General features: G+C 69.9%; 24 protein-coding genes and 1 riboswitch. Of the genes, 7 read left to right on the top strand and 17 right to left on the bottom strand.

Annotation, left to right across the window (positions count from 1 at the left end; all coding sequences use genetic code 11):
* Positions 1–58 precede the first annotated feature (58 nt).
* From AB0C30_RS01580 to AB0C30_RS01545, 8 genes are all read right to left on the bottom strand, one after another.
* Positions 59–637, bottom strand: coding sequence for an MFS transporter (locus tag AB0C30_RS01580; protein ID WP_357938423.1), 579 nt, complete (start codon positions 635–637; stop codon positions 59–61).
* 2 nt (positions 638–639) lie between these two features.
* On the bottom strand, positions 640–1,161 hold the full coding sequence (locus AB0C30_RS01575) for a DUF305 domain-containing protein (protein WP_357938421.1): 522 nt from the start codon (positions 1,159–1,161) through the stop codon (positions 640–642).
* Positions 1,162–1,399: 238 nt separating this feature from the next.
* Complete coding sequence (locus AB0C30_RS01570) at positions 1,400–2,224, bottom strand: anti-sigma factor (protein ID WP_357938419.1); 825 nt, start codon at positions 2,222–2,224, stop codon at positions 1,400–1,402.
* Positions 2,221–2,748 carry an ECF RNA polymerase sigma factor SigK gene (gene sigK, locus AB0C30_RS01565; protein WP_357938417.1) on the bottom strand — a complete coding sequence of 176 codons (528 nt, stop codon included), beginning with the start codon at positions 2,746–2,748 and terminating at the stop codon, positions 2,221–2,223. Before sigK ends, AB0C30_RS01570 begins: the two co-directional genes overlap by 4 nt.
* A gap of 411 nt (positions 2,749–3,159) precedes the next feature.
* A complete protein-coding gene (locus tag AB0C30_RS01560) occupies positions 3,160–3,975 on the bottom strand; it encodes an SAM-dependent methyltransferase (RefSeq protein WP_357938415.1) in 816 nt (271 codons plus the stop codon).
* Positions 3,976–4,096: 121 nt separating this feature from the next.
* The gene (locus AB0C30_RS01555) at positions 4,097–4,537 is read right to left on the bottom strand and encodes a PaaI family thioesterase (RefSeq protein ID WP_357938413.1); all 441 of its coding nucleotides are present in this window, start codon (positions 4,535–4,537) and stop codon (positions 4,097–4,099) included.
* Positions 4,538–4,938: 401 nt separating this feature from the next.
* Positions 4,939–5,661 (bottom strand): glycosyltransferase family 2 protein, encoded by a 723-nt coding sequence (locus tag AB0C30_RS01550; RefSeq protein ID WP_357938411.1) that lies wholly within the window; start codon positions 5,659–5,661, stop codon positions 4,939–4,941.
* A complete protein-coding gene (locus AB0C30_RS01545) occupies positions 5,658–6,005 on the bottom strand; it encodes an STAS domain-containing protein (protein ID WP_214635395.1) in 348 nt (115 codons plus the stop codon). Before AB0C30_RS01545 ends, AB0C30_RS01550 begins: the two co-directional genes overlap by 4 nt.
* A 223-nt stretch (positions 6,006–6,228) precedes the next feature.
* Between AB0C30_RS01545 and AB0C30_RS01540 the strand changes: the two genes are divergently transcribed.
* Positions 6,229–6,630 (top strand): hypothetical protein, encoded by a 402-nt coding sequence (locus AB0C30_RS01540; RefSeq protein WP_357938409.1) that lies wholly within the window; start codon positions 6,229–6,231, stop codon positions 6,628–6,630.
* 22 nt (positions 6,631–6,652) lie between these two features.
* Here AB0C30_RS01540 and AB0C30_RS01535 read toward each other — a convergent pair whose 3' ends face one another.
* Together AB0C30_RS01535 and AB0C30_RS01530 are read right to left on the bottom strand one after the other, a co-directional pair.
* Positions 6,653–7,765 carry a HAMP domain-containing sensor histidine kinase gene (locus tag AB0C30_RS01535; protein ID WP_357938407.1) on the bottom strand — a complete coding sequence of 371 codons (1,113 nt, stop codon included), beginning with the start codon at positions 7,763–7,765 and terminating at the stop codon, positions 6,653–6,655.
* On the bottom strand, positions 7,762–8,499 hold the full coding sequence (locus AB0C30_RS01530) for a response regulator transcription factor (RefSeq protein ID WP_357938405.1): 738 nt from the start codon (positions 8,497–8,499) through the stop codon (positions 7,762–7,764). The genes AB0C30_RS01535 and AB0C30_RS01530 overlap by 4 nt, the downstream gene beginning before the upstream one ends.
* Before the next feature lie 94 nt (positions 8,500–8,593).
* Between AB0C30_RS01530 and AB0C30_RS01525 the strand changes: the two genes are divergently transcribed.
* Genes AB0C30_RS01525 through AB0C30_RS01515 form a run of 3 tightly spaced genes read left to right on the top strand, consistent with a single transcriptional unit; the run spans position 8,594 to position 9,691 of the window.
* Complete coding sequence (locus AB0C30_RS01525) at positions 8,594–8,767, top strand: hypothetical protein (RefSeq protein WP_357938403.1); 174 nt, start codon at positions 8,594–8,596, stop codon at positions 8,765–8,767.
* Positions 8,764–8,985, top strand: a complete 222-nt coding sequence (locus AB0C30_RS01520) for a DUF6412 domain-containing protein (protein ID WP_357938401.1) — start codon at positions 8,764–8,766, stop codon at positions 8,983–8,985. Before AB0C30_RS01525 ends, AB0C30_RS01520 begins: the two co-directional genes overlap by 4 nt.
* Positions 8,986–9,037: 52 nt before the next feature.
* Positions 9,038–9,691 carry a YidC/Oxa1 family membrane protein insertase gene (locus AB0C30_RS01515; RefSeq protein WP_357938399.1) on the top strand — a complete coding sequence of 218 codons (654 nt, stop codon included), beginning with the start codon at positions 9,038–9,040 and terminating at the stop codon, positions 9,689–9,691.
* Between the two features lie 3 nt (positions 9,692–9,694).
* Here the strand turns inward: AB0C30_RS01515 and AB0C30_RS01510 are convergent, their stop codons facing one another.
* Both AB0C30_RS01510 and AB0C30_RS01505 read right to left on the bottom strand, forming a co-directional pair.
* Complete coding sequence (locus tag AB0C30_RS01510) at positions 9,695–10,126, bottom strand: ATP-binding protein (RefSeq protein ID WP_357938397.1); 432 nt, start codon at positions 10,124–10,126, stop codon at positions 9,695–9,697.
* A 142-nt stretch (positions 10,127–10,268) separates the two neighbouring features.
* Positions 10,269–12,137: a PAS domain S-box protein gene (locus tag AB0C30_RS01505; RefSeq protein WP_357938395.1), complete on the bottom strand. Its 1,869-nt coding sequence runs from the start codon at positions 12,135–12,137 to the stop codon at positions 10,269–10,271.
* 96 nt (positions 12,138–12,233) lie between these two features.
* Between AB0C30_RS01505 and AB0C30_RS01500 the strand changes: the two genes are divergently transcribed.
* Positions 12,234–12,800 carry a methylated-DNA--[protein]-cysteine S-methyltransferase gene (locus AB0C30_RS01500; RefSeq protein WP_357938393.1) on the top strand — a complete coding sequence of 189 codons (567 nt, stop codon included), beginning with the start codon at positions 12,234–12,236 and terminating at the stop codon, positions 12,798–12,800.
* Positions 12,801–12,809: 9 nt separating this feature from the next.
* Here the strand turns inward: AB0C30_RS01500 and AB0C30_RS01495 are convergent, their stop codons facing one another.
* The 3 genes from AB0C30_RS01495 to AB0C30_RS01485 form a co-directional block, all read right to left on the bottom strand.
* Positions 12,810–14,153, bottom strand: coding sequence for a cytosine permease (locus AB0C30_RS01495; protein WP_357938391.1), 1,344 nt, complete (start codon positions 14,151–14,153; stop codon positions 12,810–12,812).
* A riboswitch (TPP riboswitch) is annotated at positions 14,144–14,256 on the bottom strand. Its footprint overlaps the gene before it by 10 nt.
* A gap of 25 nt (positions 14,257–14,281) precedes the next feature.
* Complete coding sequence (locus AB0C30_RS01490; RefSeq protein WP_357938389.1) at positions 14,282–14,605, bottom strand: rhodanese-like domain-containing protein; 324 nt, start codon at positions 14,603–14,605, stop codon at positions 14,282–14,284.
* A complete protein-coding gene (locus tag AB0C30_RS01485) occupies positions 14,602–15,036 on the bottom strand; it encodes a helix-turn-helix domain-containing protein (protein ID WP_357938387.1) in 435 nt (144 codons plus the stop codon). The genes AB0C30_RS01490 and AB0C30_RS01485 overlap by 4 nt, the downstream gene beginning before the upstream one ends.
* Positions 15,037–15,111: 75 nt before the next feature.
* Between AB0C30_RS01485 and AB0C30_RS01480 the strand changes: the two genes are divergently transcribed.
* The gene (locus AB0C30_RS01480; protein WP_357938385.1) at positions 15,112–16,542 is read left to right on the top strand and encodes an MFS transporter; all 1,431 of its coding nucleotides are present in this window, start codon (positions 15,112–15,114) and stop codon (positions 16,540–16,542) included.
* Positions 16,543–16,559: 17 nt separating this feature from the next.
* On the opposite strand, the gene AB0C30_RS01475 is transcribed toward AB0C30_RS01480, so the two are convergent.
* Positions 16,560–17,438 carry a DNA-formamidopyrimidine glycosylase family protein gene (locus AB0C30_RS01475; protein WP_357938383.1) on the bottom strand — a complete coding sequence of 293 codons (879 nt, stop codon included), beginning with the start codon at positions 17,436–17,438 and terminating at the stop codon, positions 16,560–16,562.
* A 43-nt stretch (positions 17,439–17,481) separates the two neighbouring features.
* On the bottom strand, positions 17,482–18,087 hold the full coding sequence (locus AB0C30_RS01470; protein ID WP_357938381.1) for a transcriptional regulator: 606 nt from the start codon (positions 18,085–18,087) through the stop codon (positions 17,482–17,484).
* 23 nt (positions 18,088–18,110) lie between these two features.
* Between AB0C30_RS01470 and AB0C30_RS01465 the strand changes: the two genes are divergently transcribed.
* Positions 18,111–18,776 carry a GPP34 family phosphoprotein gene (locus tag AB0C30_RS01465; RefSeq protein WP_357938379.1) on the top strand — a complete coding sequence of 222 codons (666 nt, stop codon included), beginning with the start codon at positions 18,111–18,113 and terminating at the stop codon, positions 18,774–18,776.
* The last annotated feature ends 97 nt before the right edge of the window (positions 18,777–18,873 follow it).

Genomic DNA, 18,873 nt, shown 5'->3' with positions numbered 1-18,873 from the left:
CACTTCGTTTTCGGAAATGCCGGACACGACGCGCTCGACTGCTCGCGTCGTTGAGGGGTCAGGCAGAACGAAGTGGGGGGCCGCGCCGTACGACCGCGTACCGCAACATGCGCTCGCGCGGCCGGTCGGGAACGAGATCCGCGGCCACGGGGGCGGCGGGCGGCCAGAGAGGGCCGACGACAGGCGTGAGGATCCGTACGGCGCGCGAGGCGAGACGGCGCAGCAACGACCAGAGGGCGGCCTCACCGCCGGCCAGCCACCACGCGGTCAGCAGCGTGGCGACGGCGTGACACAGGAACATGCCGGGCCAGGTGCTCTGGCCATGGACATCCGCCAGGTGCGGGGACTCGCCCGTCGAGGCGAACAGCACGTGCAGGCCCACCTGCCCCGTGCCGAGCAGCCCGATGATCAGCGGCTGGGATCGCTCCCTGCCGGCCATAGCGGTGGCCGCGACCAGCACGACGGCGCCCGCGCCCGCGACCATGCCAGGCCCTGGGGCGTTGCCGCCCGCCAGCCAGTGCCCGATGGCGGACAGGGCCACGCAGACGACCGTGAACGAGGCCGACCGCGCAAGACGCATCGGCAGCCTGGCGCGCGTCGCGCCCACCTGCCGCCGCGAGTCCTGTGTACGGGTCACGATCAGGCCTGGTGCTCCTTGATCTCCGCGATCTGGGCCGTCTGCTCGGAGACGAGCCGAGTCGCCATCTCGATCGTGGGACCGTGCTTCCCGCCGCTCTGGGCGGACGTGGCCATCATGACGCCGTGGTCGAGGTGCTGCGAGATCAGCGAGAGCCAGAGCTTGTCGAAGGCCTTACCGGACTTCGGGGTCAGCTGGGCGACCTGGTCGGCGACGCCCTTGGTGTCCTCGGCCGGTACGGCCACCTGCCAGGACTTCAGCCACGACGACATCTTCTCGATGTCGGCCTTCTCGTTGGTCTCCAGCTTCTGGCTCAGTTCGCGTACGTACGGCGTGTCCGTGCGCTTCGCGACCAGCTCGGCCAGCTGGATGGTCTGCCGGTGATGAGTGATCATCTCCTGGCTGAAGGTGACGTCCTGCTGGTCGTAGGCGGCCATGGCGGCGGGCGCTCCCGCCGCCGACGCGGCACACCCACCGGCCAGTGTCGCGCAGAGCAGGGCGCCGACGATCGTGGTCCAACGCATGCTTCCCCTTGGGGGGTGTGGGGATGGGTCACGTGGAGATACGCGGTGCGCCGGATAACCGTTCAACAACGGGCCGGTCGGCGCGTCACTCACGAGATGGCCTCGAGTGACGCGCTCGCCGCCACTGCCGTACCAGGTATTCGCGGCCGACCCCCGGATGGATGGGCAACCGTGGATGAGTGGCGATCGGGGTCAGGTGGTGGGCACCGTGCGGTGACCGTGTCGCGCGGTGACGGGGTCAGGTGGCGGGCAGGTTGACCAGGAACAGCGGCCGGGTGGTCGGCTGTGCGGAGCCGCCGGCCGGTTCGACGGTGACGCCGAGCTTGGCCACCCCGGGTCCCGGCGCGGCGATCACCGGCTGCGTGCGGCCTGCGGCGTCGGCGCTGAGCAGCCCGGCCGACCTGATCCGCCCAGGGGCCAGCTGCCAGAGCTGATAGACCTGGCCTTCCGGCAGATCGGCCAGCCCGGCGGCCAGGAACACCATCTTGCCCCGCGAGCGCGACACGACCACCGTGCCACGACCGCCCTGCTTGGCCGCGGCCGTGGCGATGCGGGAGTCCGGCGCGGTCAGCACCGCGGCGACCTCCTGGTTCATCCGCCGTACCTGGTCCAGCTCGTCACGGGCCTGCAAGGCGCCGACACCGAACACGACGGCCGCCGCCAGGCAGGCCGCGACGCCCACGGCCGCCACCAGCGGCCGCCACCGCAGCCGCGGCCGAGACCGTTGGGCCCGCCCCTGTGGGCGCCGCCCAGCCCGATGCTCGGGGCGCCGCGGTGTCCCCCAGCTGTCTTCCTGGGCGGGTACGGCGACGGTCGGCGGGACCTGCCGGACCTGGTCGATCTGGGCGAATACCCGCTCCTTGAGGCCGGGCGGCGGCTCGACGGCCACGGCGGAACCCAGCCGGGCCGCGGTCTCGGCGAACGCGGCGACCTCCAGCGCGCACTCGGCGCACCCGGTCAGATGGTCCTCGAAGTGGCGCCGCTCCAGCTCGTCGTCGACGGCGTCCAGCGCGTACGCGCCGACCAGCGTGTGCGGATCGGGCCCGCCGGTCATGCCTCTCATCGCTCCACCCCCAGGCAGTCGCGCAGCCGGATCAGCCCGTCGCGCATCCTGGTCTTCACCGTCGCGAGCGGGACTTTGACCAGCTCAGCGACCTCACGATAGGAATATCCGCCGTAATAGGCGATGGTGACCGACTCTCGCTGCAACGCGGTCAGGCCCTGCAGGCAGCGGCGCAGGCGCTCGCGTTCGAGCCGGGTTTCGACGGATTCGGCGACCTCGTCGAAGGGCCGGTGCACGTCCATCCGGGCCGCTCGCTCCTCGCGATCCATACTCGCCTGAGCCGAACGGACCCGGTCGATCGCCCGGCGATGCGCGATCGTCAGCACCCAGGCCATCCCCGAGCCCCGGCCCGACTGGAAGCGCGCGGCGTTGCGCCACACCTCCACCAGGACCTCCTGAGCCACCTCCTCGCTCTGGGCCCGATCCCGGAGCACCCGCAGCACAAGCCCGAACACGCGCGGCGCCACGACCTCGTACAGCCGCTCGAACGCCGCCCTGTCCCCCCGCGCGACGTCCTCCAGCAACTCCTCGACCCCAGGGACCCGCTCGCCTCCCCAGCCCGGCTCACATCCCGCTTCGACGCGGCCCGAGGCACGTCCTGCCTCGCCACGGCCCGAGGTACGCCCCGGCGCGCTGCGGCCCGGCGACGTATGCCGGGCGTCAAAACCGCCCGACCCACGTCCCGCCTCACCAGGACCCGACGACCCATACCGGGCCTCGAAATCCCCCGGCCCGCGGCCCTCGCCGCGACTCGATGGCCCATACCGGGCTTCGAAACCCCCCGACGCACGTCCCGGTTCGATGCGGCCCGACGTGGGTCCCGGTTCAATGCGGCCCGGTTCGCGTCCCGCTTCCATGCACCCTCCCGCCGTGGCCGACGTGGCGCCGGCCACAGGTGGTTCGGATCAGAGAGCGCGATGGATGTCCTGGAGCTCCTACGGCTTTCGCGCGACCCCGCACACCGCGCTCACCAGCTTGGACGGCTCGTCCCACGCGTCACTGCGCCGCCGCCACTGGGGAGTGGGTACGACGCCGGGCTCGACAAGCTCAAGCCCCTCGAAGAACGTACCCATCTGGGCGGGACTGCGCAGGTGATAGGAGTTGGCGGCCGCCTTGTTGTAGGCGCTGACGGCCTCCATCAGGGCCGGGTTGGTGTTGGTGCCGTCGCTGAGCACGAGGTAGCTGCCCGGCGATAACGCGGCCATCAGCCGGTCGACGATCCCCCACGGGTCGTCCTCGTCGGGCACCTGCCCGGCGATGCTCAACATCACCAGGGCGATGGGCTGACTGAAGTCGAGAGTCTTGGCCGCGCCTTGGAGGATGACATCGGGGTTGCGTACGTCGGCGTCGATGTACGCGGTGACGCCCGGCTCGGTGCTGGTCAGCAGGGCACGGGCGTGGACCAGCACGATGGGATCGTTGTCGACGTAGACGACCCGGGTCTCGGGGGCGGTGCGCTGAGCGACCTCGTGGATGTTGTTGGCCGTCGGCAAGCCGGTCCCGATGTCCAGAAATTGCCGGACTCCGGCCTCTTCCACCAGGTACGTGACCGCGCGGATGAGGAACTCCCGCTGCAGCCGAGCAACCTCGGCGAAGTCAGGAAATGTCCGAAGCAGCAGCTCACCGGCCTCGCGGTCGGGCGCGAAGTGATCTTTGCCGCCCAGCAGATAGTTCCACACGCGGGCTGAATGGGGGATGGTCGTGTCAATGCGTTCCCATGCGGACTGGCCGGTGGGGATGTCATCGCTCATGACACTCCATTCCTGAGGTTGACCGCGGCCCCCGGCCACGCTCGTCCAAGAGCCACTTTAGTGGTCTCTACGGGCATAACGCGTACGAGATATCAGTCGGCGACCGAGTGCCACATTCTCCTCAATCCCGGCGGGTCTGGAGGTGGGCGGTCGCGGTCGCCACGGCCACGGTCTTGCCGTCGGGCGCGATGAGCTCGCCGGCCAGGAAGCACACCTCCCTGCCGCGCCGCACCACCCGCCCCCGGCCGGTGAGCCGCCCCGGCCGCGCCGGGCGGAGGTATTGGACGTGCAGGTCGAGGGTGACCGCGAACTGGTCTTCCGGCAGCGTCGCGACCAGCGCCGGCCCCAGTGTGTCGTCGAGCATCGCGGCGAGGAAACCGCCCTGGATCACCCCGACGGGATTGACGAACCGCTCGCTCGCCTCGAACGCCACCTCGATGGTGCCCCGCTCGGGATCCACCTCGATCAGCTGCCAGCCCAGGGTCTCGGCCGCGGCCGGCGGCGGGACCCGCCCGGCCAGCACATCCCAGAATGGCCCGCGCCGCCGCGGTTCGGTGTCCATGAACACAGTGAACAGACCCGCACCGACAGTTCCGCCACTGTTCCGCCACGGCCCCGCGGTCGGCAGCTCGAACAAGCCATCCGACAGCTCCAACAGACCGTCCGGCAGCTCGCACGAACCATCCGGCAGCTCGCACGAACCGTCCGACAGCTCGAACAGGCCGTCCGGCAGCTGAACAAGCCGTCCGGCAGCTCGAAGGCAGCGCACATCACGCCGTCAGCGGCCACCAGCACGTCGCCGGTCACGGCGCTGCCGTCGATCACGGTGCTGCCGTCGGCGAAGCCGGCGCAGCGCAAGCCCGATGCCCCCCAACCACCGATGCCCACAAACCGGGAAAACCGCCCATTTCCCGGCCGATCAGGAAAGTTGGGGAAGTTTGCCAGGTAAAGGAGCGGAGGGGGCTAGCGCTTTGGGCGGATTTTGTCGAGGTTTTGGGTGATTAGCGGCTCCCGAGTGGCGAGCGCGCGTGCCACATCCCGTAGCTGCTTGGCCCGATGCACCTGGGCCCGCCAGTCCGTGCCGGAGGCCCGATGGGCCATCTCCACCTCGACCTCCTCCACCCGATAGCCCTTGCGCAGCAGGTCGATCGTCAGCGCCGTCTCCACGCCGAACCCGTGCGCCAGCGGCCGGGCGGCCTCGAAGGCGTCTCTGGTGATGCAGCGCTGGCCGTTGAGCGGCTGAGCGGGCTCGAAGCCGGTGGCCCTGCGGATGCCGTCCCTGGACAGGCGGACGACCAGGCCGTGGCCGCCCAGCTTGACGCGGGTGGCGAAGACCGCGATGGTCATGTCGGCCGTGCCGGCGCGCACCGGTTCGATCAGCGGGGAAGCGGCCCGGGCGGTGTCGCCCAGGTCGGCGTCCAGGAAGAGTAAGTGGTGCGGCGTCTCACCGTCGAGCAGGCGCACGGCTTCGGCGCCCGACTCCATGGCCGCCGCCTTGCCGCGGTTGCGGCTGTGCCGGACCACCCTGGCCCCCGCCGCCCGCGCCACCCGGCCGGTCTGGTCGGTCGAGCCGTCGTCGACGACCACGACCAGATCGACGCCGGGCAGCGCGAGGGCCGCGGTGACCGTGGCACCGATGCGGTCGGCCTCGTCCTTGGCCGGGACGATAACTGCCGTATCCTTCATGACCCCTCGGAGATGAGGAACTCCTGCGGCACCTCGTCATGCACGGTGAAGACCGAATCGAGACCGGTGACCTGCAGAATCTTGCGTACGGCCGGCCGTGGGGCGGCGACGTCGAGCGCCCCGCCCTGCTCCTTGACGCGTTTCAGCGCGGACAGCAAGACGTTCATCCCCGTGGAGTCGCAGAAATCCACGCCGGACATGTCGATGACCACGCGGCTGGGCCCGTCCTGCAGTAGCCGAGCGAACTCCGCCTGCAGGTGGGGTGCCGTATAGAGGTCGATTTCACCGGTGATGGCGACTAGCGCATGGCCGGCATGTGATCGAGTCGAGACCTTGAGCTCCACATGGGCAGGCTAGCGGCGCGGAGGCTTCCGGTCACGTTGTCACGCCGATAGGGCAACCTCAGGATTTTGTCCTCCGTTTGGACTCCATGAAAACAGAGAGTACGCGAAGCTTGACTGTGTGACACCGGCATGGCCGGAGAGGGGGGCGGCCCGGCACCTCGCTTCTGGTCACTACTTCACTTGAGAAGGAGGGGCCGGGCGAGACCCACGGGCCCGAGCATTCATGAGAACAGAGAAACCCGAAGACCCGCACCGACGACGGCTCCGCGAACGGCTGGAAGCCATCCTCATCCGCACAGAGAAGGCCACCTCGTGGCATGACAGAGTGGGGCGCCTGCGTAGTCTGATCAATCACGAAGGCTTCGTCCCCGTACACACGAAACTCGCCGGCGAGGACCTCGACTTCCTCGCCGACGCCCGCGACGACCTGCTCAGATTCTCCGAGCTCGGGCTGCGGCTGTTCGACCTCCACCAGCCGCGCGACGCGGGCGGCATCACGAGCGACGCCGAGCACCCCATCCTGCGGTGCCGGAGTTGCATGTGGCGCTGGCCGTGCCCGACGTTCCGCGCGATGTCGGAGTCGTTCGGCGCCGGTCACGACAGCGCACTTCCGGAGTCCGGTTGAAGTCCCAAACCTGACGGGCGCGCTATCCCGAGACCAGCGGCAGCCGGATCTCGAAGCGGCAGCCCGGCCCGTCGTTGACCACACCGATCACCCCGTCGTGCGCCTCCACGATGCCCTGCGCGATCGCCAGGCCGAGCCCGGCCCCGCCGTCTTTGGTCGGGGTCCGGGCCGCCTCGCCCCTGAAGGCCACCTCGAACACCCGGTGCAGGTCCTCGTCGGGGATCCCTCCGCAGCAGTCGCTGACCGACAGGCACGCCATGCCCGAGTCGACGGCCGCCCGCAACACGACCGTGCGGTCCGACGGCGTGTGCCGGATCGCGTTCACGACGAGGTTGCCCAGCGCCCGGCTCAGGGCGTTCGGGTCCGCCCGCACGGGGACCGCCTCGGCCGCCTCGGCGGTCAGTCGCACCCCCTTGGCGCGGGCCAGCGGCTCGGCCCCGGCGAGCGTGTCGGCGACCAGGTCGGCGAGCCCGATCCGGGCAGGGGTGAGCCGCAGCGCTCCGGCGTGGATCCGCGACAGCTCGAACAGGTCGTCGACCATCGCCGAAAGCCGCTCCACCTCCAGCTTGATCTGGCCGTGATAGCGCGCGACGGTCCTGCGGTCGGACACCACGCCGTCTTCGAGCGCCTCGGCCATCGCCCGCAGCCCGGCGAGCGGAGTGCGCAGGTCGTGGCTCACCCAGGCGACGAGCTCGCGCCGAGCCCCTTCCAGGGCGCGCTCCCGTTCGTACGCCTCCTCCAGCGTGTTCGCGATCGTCTGCAGCTCCGACGGCAGCCCCTTGGGCGCGGTGAACGGCAGATCGCGTACGGCCGCCACCAACCGCCTGCTCTCCCCCACGACCCGTCTGGCCAGCACGAACGCCACCCCCAGCCCGACCAGCCCGCCGACGGCCACCACGCTGAGCACGATGTCCCTGACCGCGCCCTCGATGATCATCTTGAGCGTGATCGCCACCACGCCGGCGAGCGTCGCCACGATCGCGACCACCATGACGACGGCCAGCATGACCCCGATCGAGCGAGTACGCAGCCGCCACATGACGGACACGCCCAGGATCCCCACCAGCAGCCCCAGCCCCGCCGTGACCGCCACGATCATCCCCAGATCGCTCATCACCGCGGGATGGGGAGTCACGACGCACCGTCGAGTGGGTCGCCAGCGATATGTGGGTCACCGGCGGGTTCGAGCGGTTCGTACCGGTATCCCACGCCCCAGACCGTGACGATCCGCCGCGGCGCGGTCGGATCCGGCTCGATCTTCTCCCGTAGCCGCCGGACGTGCACGGTCACCGTGGAGGAGTCCCCGAACGACCATCCCCACACCTGGTTGAGCAGCGCCGACCGGCTGAACGCCTGCCGAGGGTTGCGCACGAGGTAGGCCAGCAGGTCGAACTCGCGGGCGGTGAGCAGCACCTCGGCCCCGCCCAGCCGTACCTCGTGGGCCCCGACGTCGACCACCAGGTCGCCGTCACGCAGCACGCCCGTGCCGCCCGTGACCGAGGCGCCGCGGGCGCGGCGCAGCACCGACTGGACGCGCAGCGCCAGCTCACGCGGGCTGAAGGGCTTGGTCACATAGTCGTCGGCGCCGGTTTCGAGCCCGACCACCCGGTCGATCTCCTCACCGAGCGCGGTCAGCATGATCACCGGCACCGGCCAGCGCTCCCTGAGCTTCCTGCACACCTGCAGCCCGTCGATCTTCGGCAGCATCAGGTCGAGCACCATCAGATCCGGCGGGCTGGCCAGCGCCCGCCGCAGCGCCTCGGCGCCGTCGCCCACGCACTCGACCTCGTGCCCGTCGCGCTCCAGATATCGCGCCACGACTTCGGCCACGGTCGGGTCGTCGTCGACCACCAGGATGCGCGTGTTCACCCTTTCACCGTACGGCGGGAGCGTGCCGAATCGACACTTACGTCATTGCTTCGTAAGCCTCGCGGATCATGCTCGCAGGACGTACGGTGGGCGCATGAGTCGCGTCGTCATGCTCGTGCTGGGGGCCCTCCTGGGCCTCTTCGTGCTGTTCAATTTCGTGATCCCCATGATCATGGGCCTGGTCAAGGTCGCCCTCATCATCGGTGTGGTCGCCCTTCTGGTGTTCATCGCCGTCACCTTGGTCGGGAAGTCGTCCTCGTCACGGTGACGCTTTTCCTGTTCGACCCCTGGCTCATCGGCGTGACCATGGTGGCGATCCTGCTGCTCGCCACCTGGGCCGCCCGGCTGCTGCCCGCCATCGGCGGCGACGCGCCCGGGTTCCCGCTGATGTACGCCCGGCGCACGGCCTTCCAGCGCCAGCGCCATCCCGCGGCGGCAGGCCGGCCACGGCCACGAGCCCCGTCATCGCGCCCCGCTTCCGGCTAAGCGGGGCTCTCTTCAGTGAGCCCTGATCCATCTCTCTTTGATTGAAGGGCTCATGTTCGACTCTTTCGTGTCATTTCTGCTGGCCGTGGCCGGCGACAACGCCGCCGTGGCCATCGTGCTGTTCACCGTGGCCGTACGCCTCCTGCTGCTGCCGCTCAGCATCCGCCAGGCCCGCGCCGCACAGGTCCAGAAGCGCTTGGCGCCCAAGCTGGCCGAGCTGCGGAAGCGGTGGTCGCGCAACCCCGAGCGGCTGGCCAAGGAGACCACCAAGCTGTACGCGAAGGAAGGCACCTCACCTTTCGCCACGATCCTCCCGGGATTGGGGCAGCTTCCGTTCATCTGGGTGATGTATCGGGTCGCCACGCACCCGACCGCTTTCCTGGGCCATGACCTGCTGGGCGCCCCTTTGGGGCAGCATGTGGCGGGAATCGTCACCAATTACGGTCTGGTTAGTGTGCCATTTTCGGTCTTCGCCGTGGTCATCGCGCTGATCGCGGTCGTGGCGTGGATTTCAGCCCGCAAAGTCAGTGCCACACTGCCCGACGAGCAGCCCGCGCTGATCCGCAGGATCATGCCGCTGATGCCGTTCGGCACGGTGCTGGCCGCCGCGGTGCTACCGCTGGGCGCGGCGCTCTACCTGTTGATCTCCACGGCGTGGACCGTGGGAGAGCGCGCGATCCTGGCCGGCCGGCCGCTGAGCGCGTAGCCGCTATCCGGCCTCTCGCAGTGCGTGGACCTGCCCGTTCATCAATCCGTTGGGGGCGTGCAAGATCGCCCACACCGTCGTGATGTCACCGTCGTGGCGGACTCCCCAGCTCTCCGCGACGTACTCGACGATGCCGAGTCCCCTGCCCCCGAGCGACGACAGAGTCGGCCGGCCGGCACGGGGCTCGGTGGCCGCGCCGCCATCGCTCACAGCGACCTCGATGTGTTCGTCGCTCCGCAGCCAGGCCACCCTGACCATGCCCGACGGCAGCGGATGCGCATGCCGTAGCGCGTTGCTCAGCAGCTCGCTCACCACGAGGACGGCATCGTCGATCGCGGTGGCGAAAACACCGCGATCCTGCAGGTCAGTGCTCAGACGCTGGCGGGCGACGGCGACACTGGACGGCGCGTACGGCAGTAGCACCACGCTTGACACACCCACCTCCCCGCTCCCAGTGCCCCCCACGGGAACACTCCCCGGTACGACCGAAATGCCCCGTTACTCGATCCCAGAAACCGCATCTCGATCACAGCTTGTACACATCGGACGATAGATCAGCGTAACCGTTACCACCTCGTTACCGCATCGGTGTGTCGGATCGGATAGGGGAAGCGTTGCCCAACACGAGCCGCATTCGAGTGCCTCCACCGGGTCGCGGATGGGCACTCACATCGCCGCCCTGAGCCCTGGCCAGACTGCGGACAATGTAGAGCCCGAGGCCGACTCCGCCGAACCTGCGGCGGTCACCGCTGTCGACCTGGACGAACCGCTCGAAGACCCGCTCCCGGTCCGGCGCGGCGATGCCGACGCCCTCATCGTCCACGACCACGACCACGGCGTCGTCCTCGGGCCAGGCGCCCACGCTGATCAGGCCGCCCGTCGGCGAATACTTGAAGGCGTTCTCCAGCAGCTGGCCGAGGATGATGTCGGTGGCGAGCGCGTCGCCTCTGACGTACGGCAGCGCGTCGGGGATGGCCACCTCCACCCGGTGCCTGTCGGACAGCACGGGCAGCCCGAGCGTGGCCGCGTGGATCCGCTCGGCCAGATCGAACGCCTCGATGCGCACCGGCGGCTCGTCGGCGCCCGCCCTGGCGCCGAGCAGCAGGTGGTCCATGAGCTGGCCGAGCGACCTGGCCCGCTCGGCGATCGTGTGGACGGCGGAGCGCCGCTCGGTGTCGTTCAGCTTGTCCCAGCGCGCGTCGAGCGTGCTGGCGAACCCGCGCACGATCGTGATGGGCGTGCGCAGCTCGTGGCTGGTCGTGGCCAGGAACAGGTCCTTGGCCTCCTCCAGCTCCTTGGCCGTGGTCACGTCGCGGAAGTCGACGACCACCTCTCCGGTCTCCACGATCTGGGCGCTGACCACGTCCAGCCAGCGCCCGCTCTCCAGCTGGTAGGTGAGCTTCTCTCCCGGGCTGGGCAGCGGGAAGGGCAGCGGCCCGCCGATTACGGCCTCTCCCGGCGTCGCGGTGAGCTCGGCGGCGGCCGGGTTCCACTGGCTGACCCGCCCGGCGCGGTCGAGCACGGCGATGCCGTCGGCGCTGGCGTCGAACACCGCCCGCTCGTGCGCCCGCTGGCGTACGGCCTCCTGATAGGCCACCGCGTTGCCGACCGCGATGCCGGCGTGCCCGGCCAGCAGCTCCAGGAGTTCGAGCTCCAGATGGCCGGGCTTGTGCTCGGCGAACAGCGCGTACAGCGCCCCGTAGGGACGGCCACCGACCGCCGCCAGGCCGAGCGCGATCGTGTGCAGCCCGTCGAGCTCGGCCCACACCAGGTCGCCAAGCCCCTGCGACTCCAGCATCACCGTCTTCCCGGTACGTAAGAGCTTGCCGACCAGGCTGGTACGCAGCTCGGCCGTCACGTCCTTGAGCGAGTCGGGCAACTGGTGCGCGCTCACCAGCCGCAGCCGCTCGCCCTCGATGAGCACGAAGCCGCCCGCGTCGGCGCCGGTCAGCTCGGTCAGGCTGGCCGCGATGCGGTCGAGCACCGTGGACAGCTCCAGCTCGGCGTTGATGTCGCCGACCACGTCGGTGAGCCGGCGCACCAGCCGGGCCCGCCGCGCCATGCGGTTCCTGGCGGCCTCGTCAGCCTCGGTCAGATGGTGCACGAAGACGTAGCCCGCCACGGCGCTGCCCGTGAGCAGCGCGCTCGTGTCGACCCTCAGGTCGAGCACGGTGCCGTCCCTGCGCAACCGCTTGGTGCGCAGCGACACCTGGCCGCCCGTACGCACCCGTTCGAGCACCGCGTTGTGCTCCGCTGTCAGCTCCCCCGGCACGATCGGCGCCCTGCGGCCCAGCATCTCCTCGGCCGACCAGCCGAAGAGCCGCTCCGCCGCCCGGTTCCAGACGAGTACGGTCTGGTCCCTGTCGAGCGCGACCACGGCGTTGGGCGAGCTGGCGAGCACCGCGCGAGCGATCTCATCGTCACTGCCTGCTCTGTCGTCACCCACACCTCCATAGTGCCTGTGGCGTGCGGCGTTCGTCGGGCGATCCGTCCGATACGCTGCGGGCACGGCCTTTCAGGGCGGCGGAAGAGGGTGGCGGGTATGTCCAGTGGAGACCTCGATGCCCTGCTGCGGGTGACTTCCGCCACCTATCGCGGCGAGGTGCCGCCCGATGTGGCGTTCGGCACCTATGACGGCGCGGTCGGCCGGCTGGTGCTGGCGGTGAGCGGCAAGGGCATCGTGGCGTGCAGCTTCGAGTCGGAGGACACCGTCTTCGAGTTGGTCGTCCGGCATGTGGGCGCGTTCGTCGGGCCCGACCCCGGGCGGCTCGATCCGGTGCGCAGGGAGCTCGACGCCTACTTCTCCGGGCGCCTGCGGGCCTTCGCCACGCCGGTGGACCTGTCCATCGCCACGACGTTCGCCCGCACGGTGCTGCAGAAGACCATGGCCGTGCCCTACGGGGAGACGGCGACCCTCGACGAGATCGGCGAGAGCATCGGCCGCCCGCGCGCGCTGCGCGCGGTCGGCAACGCGCTCAACGCCAACCCCGTCTGTGTGGTCGTGCCGTGCCACCGGATCGTGCCGGGCGACGGCGAACTCGGCGACTACGCGGGCGGCCAGGCCGCCAAGCGTCATCTCCTCAACATCGAGAAACGCTCGCGGGCCTGAGGTACGTACTCAACGACGCGTGATCGACGCGCGCCTGGTCGCCCAGCCGATCGCCAGCGTCACCAGAGCCGCCACGAGAGCCGCGCCCAGGGCCCCGTTCATCCACGGCTGCCTGGTGAACCCGATGGCCTCGCGTACGGCCGCCCAGAGGCCGTCCCACTGCGCGACCGTGGGCGTGGAGGTGGTCAGCCAGTAGGCCACGAAACCGAGCGCCCAGGGCACCAGCATGGACCAGCGAGCGGGCGCGTCCTCGTCGGTGTTCCACCCCGAGGATCCGCCGAGCAGGAAGTAGTCGACCGCCAGCACCGCGAACATCGGCACGAACACCGCACCGATCACGCCCAGGAACGCCCCGTACGAGTTCACGTCGACCACCAGCGCGATGGCGGTGGTCAGCACGCCGATGGCGATCGAGAAGACCCGCCGGTCGACGCGCGGCATGAGGTTCTGCAGGGACATGGTCGTGGAGTAGACGTTCGCGAACGACTGGTCGGCCTCCCGCAGCACCAGGATCGCGAAGAACAGCGCGCCCAGCGGCACCGCGACGAACGCCCCGAACACGGCCGTGCCGTCGGCGGCCACCGCGGCGGACCCGGCGATGGCCACCGCGTAGACGCCCAGCCCCAGGCAGGCGACCTGGGCCAGCGTGTAGCCGCCGACCACGCCCGCGAAGGCCGCCTGGCTCGACCTGGAGTGCCGGGCGAAGTCGGCGGCGATCGGCACCCACGAGACCGACAGCGCGATGACGTAGTCGACCGCGGGCGCGAAAGCCGTCCACGACCCGCCGCCCTGCGGGGGAGCCTTCGACAGGAACGCCACCGCGAACCAGACCAGCGAGATGATCACCCCGATGGTGACGTAACGCCGCAGCAGCCGGACCGACCCGAGCGGCCAGATGGTCAGCGACGTGGTCAACGCCCCCGCCACCACCACCCACACCTGGTACGGCACCACGTCGCCGAAGATGGCCATCGCACCCTTGGCGATCACCCACAGCTCGAAGGCGCCCCACCCGATCATCTGGACGATGTTGAGCACGGTCGGGATGTAGGACAGCCGCGCCCCGAACAACCCGCGCAGCAGCACCATCGCCGGCCGCCCGGTCTGCGTGCCCGGGATGGCCGACAGCCCCACCATGGCCGTGCCGACCAGACTGCCGACGAGCGCGGCGAGCAGGGCGGCGGTCAGGCTGAGCGGGCTGCCGCCGAGCGGGTCGAGCAGGAACAGCGCGCCGCTGAACCCCAGCAGGCTCACCGCCAGGTTCGCCCACAGGGCCCCCTGGTCGAGCAGCCCGAGCGTCTTGGGGGGCGTCCCTTCGAGGGTCAGCGGGACTTCGTCGACGACATGCGTCATCTCACACTCCCTACGCCGGCATTACCCGGACAGGTTCATGCGGTCGGCGACAGATCAGTCGCCCTCTCAGCCCGGTGCACCCCGAGCTCCCGCGGTTTGTGTAGTTGTCGAGCGGATTATGCCATCCGTCAGGCGACGAACGGCGGGCGCCCCGTCTCACTGACCATCGGGCGGCGCGCGCCCGCCCAGGACTGCATGCCGCCGTCGACGTTGACCGCCTCGCGCCCGAGCTGGTTGAGCCAGGCCGCGACCTGGAACGACCGGCCGCCGACCCGGCAGACCACGTAGACGGTCCGGTCGCCCGGCACCTCCTCGACCCGCCCCTGGATCTGCGTCATCGGGATGTGCACCGCCTCGGGGGCGTGCCCGGCCACCCATTCGTCCTGTTCGCGCACGTCGAGCAGGTAGGCGTCAGCGGGAACGTCGCTTGCCGGAATCTCTGGAACCGTCATGCCTCCATCATCTCGCGTCGCTCATCGTAGGCAGCACGCGCCGTGGCGATCTCCTGCCGGTGCTCCTCGGTCCAGGTGACCAGGCTCTTGATCGTCTGGTGCAGCGTCCGGCCGAGCGGCGTGAGCGCGTAGTCGACCCTCGGGGGCACGACGGGGTGGACCGTACGGCTGACCAGGCCGTCGCGCTCCAGGTGGCGCAGGGTCACGCTGAGCATCCGCTGGCTGACCCCGTCGATCTCGCGGCGCAACTGGGTGAAGCGCAGGCTCTGGCAGTCGAGCAGCGCGATGACCAGCAGCGACCACTTGTCGGCGACCCGGTCGAGTATCTGCCGGACCTCGCAGTCCTCCCTGGTGTCCCACTGCCACACGTCGTAGTCGTCGTCCACGGTGCTCTCGCAGTAACCGGGTGACTTAGAAGTGCCGTCTTCCATGACATTTCATACTGCCGGATGATTTGGATGGTTACCAGAGATAACCGAATGCCGATAAGTAACCAGGAGTTGACCATGTCCAAACGCGCTTGGGGCATGTTGATCGTGCTGTGCGGGGCCATCTTCATCGAGGGCACCGACGTGGCCATGCTGAACGTGGCCCTGCCGTCGATCAGGGCGGATCTGGGGCTGTCCACGGGCATGCTGAGCGGGGTGGTGAGCGCCTACGTCCTGGGCTGTGGCGGTTTCATCCTGCTCGGCGGCCGGGCGGCCGACCTGCTGGGCAGGCGCAGGATGTTCCTGCTCTGGCTCGGCGTGTTCGTGGTGTTCTCCGGGCTGGGCGGGTTCGCGACCGAGGGGTGGGTGCTGCTGGTCGCCAGGTTCCTCACCGGGGTCGCGGCCGCCTTCATGATGCCCGCCGGGCTGTCGCTGATCACCACGAGCTTCTCCGAGGGCAGGCAGCGCAACCGCGCGCTGCTGGTGTACGCGGGGACGGGGGCCGCCGGGTTCGCGCTCGGGCTGGTGATCGGTGGTCTGCTGAGCTCGATCGGCTGGCGCTGGGTCTTCTTCGCGCCCGTCCTCTTCTCGCTGGCGATCCTGATCGCCGCCGTCCCGCTGCTGAAGGAGCAGCGGACGCCCCGGCCCGCCGGCGGCGTCGACCTGGCCGGGGCCGCGACCATCACCGGCGCGATGACGCTGCTGGTCTATGGCCTGGTACGGCTGGAGCACCCCACCGACGGCCCGGCCTGGACCGTCGGCGCGTTCGCGGGCGGCGTGGCGCTGCTGGCGGCGTTCGTGGTGATCGAGCGGCGGTCGGCCACTCCGCTCGTCCGCCTGGGCATCCTGCGCTCCGCGCCACTGGTGCGCGCCAACCTGACTGCGCTGCTGCTCACCGCGTCGTTCTTCGGCTTCCAGTTCCTCGTCACGCTGTACCTGCAGGAGTTGCGCGGCTGGTCCACCGTCCAGACCGGGCTGGCCCTGCTCGCCGCCGCCGCCGACGTGGCGCTCGCGCCCACGCTGACCCCCTGGCTGGTGCAGAGGTACGGCAACGCCCGGGTGATCTTCGGCGGCCTGCTGTCCGGGCTCGCGGCTTACGGCCTGTTCGTGGGGGTCGGGATGAACTGGTCGTACGCGGCCATGCTGCCGTCGATGCTGCTGATCGGCCTGATGTTCGCCTTCGTGTACGGCCCGCTCACGATCGTCGCCACGGAGGGCATCGCGGAGGACGAGCAGGGCTTGGCCGGTGGGCTGCTGAACTCGGCCTTCCAGTTCGGCGCGGCACTCGGGCTGTCCATGGTCACGGCGGTCAGCGTGGCGGCACTCGGCGACGCGACCTCCGCAGAGGCCGGACTGGCGGCCATCAGGACGGCACTGCTGGTACCGCTGGCCGCCACGGCAGTCGCCGCGCTCATCATGGCCACCGGCCTACGCCGACGCCCGCCCACCCCCACGCAGGGGACCGACAGGTCCGGAGAGCCCGAGGAACCCATCATCGTCAGAGCATGACCATAGGCACGGAGGCGTTACTTCAGCAGGCGGGACAGGCGGCGGTCGGCCAGCGGCTTGCCGCCCGTCTGGCAGGTGGGGCAGTACTGCAGCGAGGAGTCGGCGAAGGACACCTCGCGAATGGTGTCACCGCAGACGTCGCACGGCTGACCGGCGCGGTTGTGGACACGGAGGCCGGACTTCTTCTCCGCCTTGAGGTCCTTCGCGGCCAGGCCGTGCGCCCGCTCCACCGCCTCGCGCAGCGTGGTGACAATGGCCTCGTGCAGGTCGGCGATCTGGTCGTCGGTGAGGGTCGAGGCGATCTTGAACGGGGACATCTTGGCCGCGTGCAGCACCTCGTCGGAGTAGGCGTTGCCGATGCCCGCGATCACCTTCTGGTCGCGCAGCAGGCCCTTCACCTGGGTACGGCTGCCGTTCAGGATGGCTTTGAGCGTGGCCACGGTGAAGGCGTCGTCGAGGGGGTCGGGGCCGAGGGCGGCGACACCCGGCACGTCATCAGGATTTTTCGTGACATAGACGGCTAGGCGCTTCTGAGTCCCCGCCTCGGTCAGCTCGAACCCGGGCGCCAGGCCCTCGTCGTCGGGCGCCAGGCGCACCCGTACCGCCAGCGGGCCCTTGCCCGGACGGACCGGCTTCGCGCCCGAGAGGTCCTCGCGCCAGCGCAGCCACCCCGCGCGGGCCAGGTGGATGACCAGGTGCAGGCCGTCGCAGTCGAAGTCGAGGAACTTGCCGTGCCTGGCCACGCCCGTGATGGTCAGCCCGCCGAGCGCGGTGACCGGCGGGTCGAACGTCTTGAGCGCCGAGAAGGCGACCACGTCGACGCCCAGGAGCGTGCGACCGACCGCCCGCTCGCGCAGGAAACCGGCGAGCGATTCCACTTCGGGGAGTTCAGGCATGCCACCAGGGTACGACGCACCGTCATCCACAGCCTGTGGATAACTATGGGACGTCCCAGAACGCCAGCTCGTGCGCCATCCCCTCGCGGAACAACGCCTCCGCCCGCGCGGGCTCGGGATCGGCCTGGTCGATCATCTCGGCGATCCGCACAGTCAGCGCCGCAAATCCCGGATCGGCGTACGTCTCCACCCATCTCCGATAGCGCGGCTCGGCGGGCAAGTCCTCCGCCAAGAGCCGACCAAGCTGCGAATATCCCCACATGCACGGATAAAGCGCGGCCAGCCCTTCGCCATAATCGGCGGCCGACTCCAGCAGGAACGTCGTGTAGGCCGCGCACGCCGGCCCCTTCCGTGCGCCTTCCAAGGTCGCCCCGAACGAGGCCGACAGCTCCCGATGCAGCCTCAGCTCGTCATGGAAGGTCGTGTGCGCCAGGTCGACGAGATCGCCCAGATGCGCGGCCGGCGCCTGCCAGGCCAACCGCGAGAACACCCGCACATAGTCCAGCAGGAACAGATAATCCTGCTCCAGCCACGACCGGAACACCGGCTCCGCCAGATCGCCGCGCCCGATGCCGACGACCGTGGGATGCGCGAGCTGCGCGTCGAGGAGGGGGCGCCCGGCCGCGTGCAACTTCTCGGAGATACCCATGAGCGGCAGGTTAGTGTCAGGGAATGAGTGTGACGATCGCGGAAGAACTCCTCTTGCTCGCGTACAGCGAGAAGGAGGGCAAGCAACTCATCAGCGCCAGTCAACTGGATCCGGCGCTCGGCGGCGCGATCCTCGCCGAGCTGGCGATCAACGAGCGGGTGGCCCTGACCGGCAAGAAGGTGTCCCTCGAGGACGCCACGCCGCTGGGCGACGACGAACTCGACGCCGCGCTGGCCCGCATCGCGGAGGAGCGCAAGGAGCGCAAGCCCGACTGGTGGGTCCAGCGGTTCCACTCCACCAAGCTGCGCCGGCGCCTGCTCGTCCGGCTCGCCGAGACGGGCGTGCTGGCCGAGGAGCGCGGCAAGGTGCTCGGTATCTTCCCCACCACCCGCTGGCCGGAGGCCGACGGCAGCGTCGAGGCGGAGGTCAGGCAGCGCGTGAGCGGCGTCCTGGCGGGCGCCGAGCCCGACGGGCGTACGGCGGTGCTCATCGCCGTCATGCACGCCGCCAAGCTCGACCGCAAGGCGTTCCCCGGCGCGAACAAGGCCCGCATCAAGGAGATCTCCGAGGGCGACTGGGCGGGCGACGCGGTGGCCAAGACGATCGCCGCGATCAACTCGGTCATGGTGATCGCCGCCACCACCGCCGCCATCGGCGCCAGCACCGGCGCCACCACCGCAGGAAGCTAGCTACAGCAGGGGTCGACGGCCCGTCGTGGCAGGACTCTCCCCCGAAGGGATTCCACCTTCGGAGGAGAAGAAGGACAGCAAGAAGACCAGAAAGAAG

It is taken from the genome of Nonomuraea sp. NPDC048901, assembly GCF_040649695.1.
Lineage (GTDB): Bacteria > Actinomycetota > Actinomycetes > Streptosporangiales > Streptosporangiaceae > Nonomuraea.
Note: the sequence above shows the minus strand (reverse complement) of the source record. Positions and strands in the feature narration are given on the sequence as shown.